The 5,828-nt window shown below is 63.0% G+C and carries 5 protein-coding genes; all 5 read left to right on the top strand.

Going from position 1 to position 5,828, the window contains the following annotated elements; all coding sequences use genetic code 11:
• Positions 1-1,233 (top strand): circularly permuted type 2 ATP-grasp protein (locus tag KBA32_RS11320; RefSeq protein ID WP_294358975.1); only part of this gene is annotated, 1,233 nt, incomplete at its 5' end.
• A 2-nt stretch (positions 1,234-1,235) separates the two neighbouring features.
• A complete protein-coding gene (locus KBA32_RS11315) occupies positions 1,236-2,183 on the top strand; it encodes an alpha-E domain-containing protein (protein ID WP_294358974.1) in 948 nt (315 codons plus the stop codon).
• A gap of 19 nt (positions 2,184-2,202) precedes the next feature.
• Positions 2,203-3,021, top strand: coding sequence for a transglutaminase family protein (locus tag KBA32_RS11310; protein ID WP_294358973.1), 819 nt, complete (start codon positions 2,203-2,205; stop codon positions 3,019-3,021).
• Between the two features lie 54 nt (positions 3,022-3,075).
• Complete coding sequence (locus tag KBA32_RS11305) at positions 3,076-3,828, top strand: peptidase (RefSeq protein WP_294358972.1); 753 nt, start codon at positions 3,076-3,078, stop codon at positions 3,826-3,828.
• Between the two features lie 342 nt (positions 3,829-4,170).
• Positions 4,171-5,828: aldehyde dehydrogenase family protein (locus KBA32_RS11300; protein ID WP_294358971.1), on the top strand; the 1,658-nt coding region annotated here is incomplete at its 3' end.

The raw sequence follows: 5,828 nt of genomic DNA, 5'->3' as shown, positions 1-5,828 counted from the left end.
TCCGAGCGCCTGATTCCGTTCGATATCATTCCGCGCATCATCCCGGCCAGCGAGTGGGAGTTTCTTTCGCGCGGGCTGCGTCAGCGGGTCCAGGCCTTGAACGCCTTTGTCCGCGACATCTATCACGCGCAGGACATCCTCCGTGCCGGCATCATTCCGGAGGAGCAGATCCTGTGCAACGCGCAGTACCGGCCCGAAATGCAGGGGGTGCGCGTCGCCAACGACATTTATGCCCACATCGCCGGAATCGACATCGTCCGCGCCGGTGCAGGCGAGTTCTATGTGCTCGAGGACAATCTGCGCGTGCCGTCCGGCGTGTCCTACATGCTGGAAGACCGGCGGATGATGATGCGGCTGTTCCCCGAGCTGTTCGCCAGCAACAAGATCGCGCCGGTCGAACACTATCCTGATCTGCTGCTCGATACGCTGCGCAGCGTCGCGCCGGTCGGGGTCAATGACCCGACGGTCGTCGTACTAACCCCTGGCGCCTACAACAGCGCCTATTTTGAACACGCCTTCCTAGCGCAGCAAATGGGCGTCGAACTCGTCGAGGGCAAGGACCTGTTCGTCGAGGATGACCAGGTCTTCATGCGCACAACGCAAGGCCCGAAACGCGTGGACGTCATCTATCGCCGCGTCGACGACGACTTCCTCGACCCGCTCGCCTTCCGGCCGCATTCCCAGCTCGGCGTTCCGGGGCTCCTGTCGGCCTACCGTGCCGGCCGGGTCACGCTGTCGAACGCGATCGGAACGGGGGTTGCCGACGACAAGTCGATCTACCCCTACGTTCCCGACATGATCCGCTTCTACCTGGGCGAAGAGCCGGTGCTGAACAACGTGCCGACCTGGCAGTGCCGAAAACCCGAGGATCTCGCTCATGTCCTCGCGCACTTGCCGGAACTGGTGGTCAAGGAAGTGCACGGTGCGGGCGGCTACGGCATGCTGGTCGGTCCGGCGGCAACGCGGACCGAAGTCGAAGCCTTCCGCGCCCGCCTGATCGCCACCCCGGAGCGCTATATCGCCCAGCCAACGCTGGCGCTTTCCAACTGCCCGACCTTTGTCGACGCGGGGATCGCGCCGCGCCATTTGGACTTGCGGCCGTTCATCCTTTCCGGCCGTGAAATCCGCTTCGTCCCTGGCGGCTTGACTCGGGTCGCGCTGAAGGAAGGTTCGCTGGTCGTCAACTCGTCGCAGGGCGGCGGCACCAAAGACACCTGGGTTCTGGAGGAATAAACATGCTCAGTCGGACCGCCGATCACCTTTACTGGATGGCGCGCTACATGGAGCGCGCCGAGAATCTCGCGCGCATGCTCGACACGACGCACCGAACCTCGCTGCTGCCGCAGGCCGGCGACGAAACCACGACCAACTGGGGGCGGCTGTTGCGCATCATGGACATCGAGCGCCAGTACCAGGCGAAAAACACGTCGATCACCGCGGAAGCGGTGCTTGAGTTGATGATCTTCGACCCGGACAACCCGTCGAGCATCATGAACTGCCTGCGGGCCATGCGGGAAAACGCGCACGCCGTGCGCGGCACGCTGACCTCGGAAATGTGGGAGACCAGCAACGCGACTTGGCTGGCCGTACGCGAAGACGCCCGCGATGGCATCCACGAACGCGGCATCGGCGAATTCTGCGAGTGGGTGAAGTACCGCTCGCACCTCTGGCGCGGCGTCACGCAAGGCACGATGCTCAACGACGACGCCTTGCGCTTCATCCGCCTCGGCACCTTCATCGAACGCGCCGACAACACGGCGCGCATCCTGCACTCGAAGTTTCTGTCACTGCCAGGCGACGTGTCGATCGAATCACCGGCGATCGATTACTACCCGTGGAGCGCGATGTTGCACTCGGTATCGGCCTTCGAAGTCTATCGCAAGGTCTACAGCGACCTGATCACGCCGCAGCGCGTTGCGGAACTCTTGATCCTCAACCCGGACATGCCGCGTTCGCTGGTGCATTGCCTGTCAGCCGTCCAGGAGAATCTCCGCGCCGTCGCCAACAGCCGCTCGCGCGAAGCCGAGCGAATTGCCGGCGAGTTCGAGGCCGAGCTCCGCTTCGGCCGCATCGGCGAGCTCGTCAATCGCGGACTGAACACCTGGCTGGACGAATTTCTTCAACGGCTTTTCCGCCTGGGCTCGCGCATCGCCGACGATTTCCTGATCCCGGTCAATAACTAACCCGACGGCGGAGACGATCATGCGCCTGCACATCCGACACCTGACAACCTACCGCTACGACGATCCCGTTGCCTACAGCATCCAGCAACTCCGACTGACACCGCGCCAGGATCTGAATCAGCGAACCCTGCGCTGGCATCTGCAAACGCCGGGGCACCCCCGCTCCCAAGCCGACGCGCATGGAAACACGGTCCATACGCTAGTCATGACGCAGTCGCATCAGGAGATTTCACTTCTCGTCGAAGGCGAAGTGGAAACGCGCGACGCCGCGACACTGCTGCCACGCGGCAGCGGCCTGTCCCCGCTGGCCTATCTGGCGCCATCGCCGCTGACCACGCCGAACGCGCGGATCGAACAGCTGGCAGCCGATCACCTCGCCCGCGGAGTAGATCGCGATGCCCTGCTCGCACTGATGGTGGGCGTCAACGTCGCCATCCAATACCGGCCCGGCGTCACCGACGTGACGCACGCAGCCGCCGAAGCGCTCGACCTCGGACAAGGCGTCTGCCAGGACCAGGCCCACCTGTTCCTCGCATGCTGCCGCGCCCGCTCGGTACCGGCGCGTTACGTCAGCGGCTACCTCTACACGGACGGCAACCACGCGGCGAGTCACGCCTGGGTCGATGTCTGGCTGCGCGACGAAGAGGCGTGGCTGAGTTGCGACGTCACGCACGCGGGCTTTGCCGACGGGCGCTTGTGCCGCCTAGCCGTCGGCCGCGACTACCTCGACGCCGGCCCGGTCCGTGGCATGCGCAACGGCGGCAGTGGCGAACAGCTGAGTGTGAACGTGCTGGTGACGGACACCCCCGAGGCCATGCACGCCATGCAACAGCAATAGCACCGGCTGAAACCGGCACGCGCATCCTCAACTTTCCAGCCCCCGAGACATCCAATGACCTACTGCATAGGCATGCTGCTCGACGAAGGTGTCGTCCTTCTCGCCGATTCACGCACCAACGCCGGTGTCGACCAGATCAGTACCTTTCGCAAAATGACGATCTTCGAGAAGGCCGGCGAGCGCGCCATCGTGCTCTTGAGTTCCGGCAACCTGGCGATCACACAGTCGCTCATCTCGATGTTGCAGGAGTCCATCCGCGCCAACGGCGAGCGACCGTCGTTGATGAACGTCCCCAATCTCTTCGAGGCCGCCCGCCACGTCGGCGACGCCCTGCGCGAGGTGTTCCTGCGCGACGCCGATGCGCTGAAAGCCTTCAGCATCGAATTCAGTGCCGGCTTCATTCTTGGCGGCCAGATTGCCGGCGAACCGCCGCGCCTCTTCAACATCTACGCGGCCGGAAACTTCATCGAGGCGACAGCCGAGACGCCCTACTTCCAGATCGGCGAATCGAAGTACGGCAAGCCGATCATCGACCGCGTGCTCAAGCGAATCTCGTCGATCTCGCACGCCGTCAAGTGTGCGCTGATTTCCATGGACTCGACCCTGCGCTCCAACCTCTCGGTCGGCCTGCCGCTCGACCTGGCAACGATACGCACGGACGGCCTGCGCATCGATTCCCATCGCTCCATTGACAGCAGCGACACCTACTTTCAGATGATCCATACCCGCTGGGGCGAATCGTTGCTACACGCGTTCGAGGCCCTGCCCGACCCCGAGATTCTTCTTTCGGGGAAAACTCCGGGCTGACGCCCTCTTACGCATACGCCGGCGCAACCCCCGCTCGTTCATCGGCCTACGGCACTTATCCAGTTTTTATCCACAGGTTTGCGTACGGGTTCTGTGGAAACAGCGAAGTCTGCGCGCCATCACTTTAGAAATTGAATAATTTTTCATAACCGTAATGGAATAAACGTTTTACTTTTTATAAATATAAGCCACTCCTAGAATCCCCCTACACCAACTAATCAAGTATTCGGGCAAGGAGATCGGGCATAGACACCGATCCACCAAGTGACCACGAATGCACTCCATGCCGAGACGACGCCGAAAGGCTGACAGATTTCTTTTTGTTAATGTCAGGAGCTGGAAATGTTGGAAAAGACCGTAAGCAACAAGGGCGAACTCGATGCGCTGATGGCGCGCGTCAAGAAGGCACAGGCCGAATACGCGCTGTTCTCCCAGGAGCAGGTGGACCGCATCTTCCGCAGCGCGGCGCTGGCCGCGGCGGACGCCCGCATTCCGCTGGCGCGCATGGCGGTCGCCGAGACCGGCATGGGGATTCTCGAAGACAAGGTGATCAAGAATCACTTTGCCTCCGAGTACATCTACAACAAGTACAAGGACGAGCCGACGTGCGGCGTGCTGTCGGAAGACGACAACTTCGGCACGATCACCATCGCCGAGCCGATCGGCATCCTGTGCGGCATCGTGCCGACGACCAACCCGACCTCGACCGCGATCTTCAAGGCGCTGATCGCGCTGAAGACGCGCAACGGCATCGTCTTCTCGCCGCATCCGCGCGCGAAGAAGGCCACCTGTCATGCGGCGAAGCTGGTGCTCGACGCCGCCGTCGCCGCCGGCGCGCCGCGCGACATCATCGGCTGGATCGATGAGCCGACGGTCGAGCTGTCGACCGAACTCATGCACCACCCGGACATCAACCTGATCCTCGCCACCGGCGGCCCCGGCATGGTGCGCGCCGCCTACTCGTCGGGCAAACCGGCGATCGGCGTCGGTGCCGGCAACACGCCGGCGGTGATCGACGAGACGGCCGACATCAAGCGCGCCGTCGCCTCGATCCTGATGTCGAAGACCTTCGACAACGGCGTCATCTGTGCTTCCGAGCAGTCGGTAATCGTCGTCGATGCCATCTACGACACGGTGCGCGAGCGCTTCGGCAAGCACGGCGGCTTCATCCTGAACAAGAAGGAAACCGAGGCCGTGCGCAAGGTGCTGATGAAGAACGGCGCGCTGAACTCGGCCATCGTCGGCCAGTCGGCGCTCGCCATCGCCGAGATGGCCGGCGTCAAGGTGCCGCCGTTCACCAAGGTGCTGGTCGGCGAGATTTCCGACACGACCACGGCTGAGCCGTTCGCGCACGAGAAGCTTTCACCGACGCTGGCCATGTATCGCGCCAAGGATTTCAAGGACGCCTGCGACATCGCCTCGGCGCTCGTCGCGATGGGCGGCATCGGCCACACGTCCGCGCTGTACACCGACCAGGATTCGCAAGGCGAACGCATTTCCTACTTCGGCGCGCGCATGAAGACGGCACGCATCCTGATCAACTCGCCCTCCTCGCACGGCGGCATCGGCGACCTCTACAACTTCAGCCTCGCGCCTTCGCTAACGCTGGGCTGCGGCTCCTGGGGCGGCAACTCGATCTCCGAGAACGTCGGCCCGAAGCATCTGATCAACAAGAAAGTCGTCGCCAAGAGGGCCGAGAACATGCTGTGGCACAAGCTCCCGAAATCGATCTACTTCCGCCGTGGCTGCCTGCCGATCGCGCTCGAAGACCTCGCCGGCAAGAAACGTTGCTTGATCGTCACCGACCGCTACCTCTTCGAGAACGGCTACGTCGACGGGACGGTGGCGCTGCTCAAGAAGCAGAACATCGAGGTCGAATGCTTCTACGAAGTCGCCGCCGACCCGACGCTCGCCGTCGTGCGCAAGGGACTGGCGCTGGCCAACGCCTTCCAGCCGGACGTCATTCTCGCGCTCGGCGGCGGCTCGCCGATGGATGCGGC

The organism is Propionivibrio sp. (genome assembly GCF_017995515.1).
Lineage (GTDB): Bacteria > Pseudomonadota > Gammaproteobacteria > Burkholderiales > Rhodocyclaceae > Propionivibrio.
The sequence above is the reverse complement of the archived record's forward strand: the minus strand, read 5'-3'. Positions and strand labels throughout refer to the sequence as shown.

What these genes read in the sequence shown, in the direction of transcription:
- KBA32_RS11310 (WP_294358973.1), top strand. Translation starts at nt 2,203, where the DNA reads ATGCGCCTGCACATCCGACACCTGACAACCTACCGCTACGACGATCCC.
- KBA32_RS11315 (WP_294358974.1), top strand. Translation starts at nt 1,236, where the DNA reads ATGCTCAGTCGGACCGCCGATCACCTTTACTGGATGGCGCGCTACATG.
- KBA32_RS11305 (WP_294358972.1), top strand. Translation starts at nt 3,076, where the DNA reads ATGACCTACTGCATAGGCATGCTGCTCGACGAAGGTGTCGTCCTTCTC.